This window comes from Streptomyces bobili, from assembly GCF_002154575.1.
GTDB classification, from domain to species: domain Bacteria; phylum Actinomycetota; class Actinomycetes; order Streptomycetales; family Streptomycetaceae; genus Streptomyces; species Streptomyces bobili.
Genome location: NZ_MUBA01000787.1, coordinates 268 through 543, shown reverse-complemented (window position 1 = coordinate 543; position 276 = coordinate 268). Strand labels below are relative to the sequence as shown.

General features: G+C 71.4%; 1 pseudogene. It reads right to left on the bottom strand.

Annotation, left to right across the window (positions count from 1 at the left end):
• Positions 1–276 (bottom strand): annotated as a pseudogene (locus BZL64_RS41740) (LytR family transcriptional regulator); the annotation flags it as partial.

The following is a 276-nucleotide window of genomic DNA, read 5'->3' as shown; positions in this document are numbered from 1 at the left end:
GCGGACGCGGTGCCCGCAGTGCCGCCGTCCAGGAAGGTGAAGCCGCCGTTGAGGAGCACCACGCGCGCGTCCTCGGTGGTGGCCCTGACTCCGCTGGCGTTCCGCACGGAGACGCTGACCGCCGCGTCCTTCGCGGGACTCTTCGCTGTGCCCCCGAGGACGTTCTTGACCACGCTCGCACTGGCCTCGGCGCTGAGTGTGCCGTCGGCCTGGACGGGCAGCATGGCGGTCTTGAAGTCGCCGCCCTTGGCGAGGTCGGCGAGGTTGGCGAGGAAG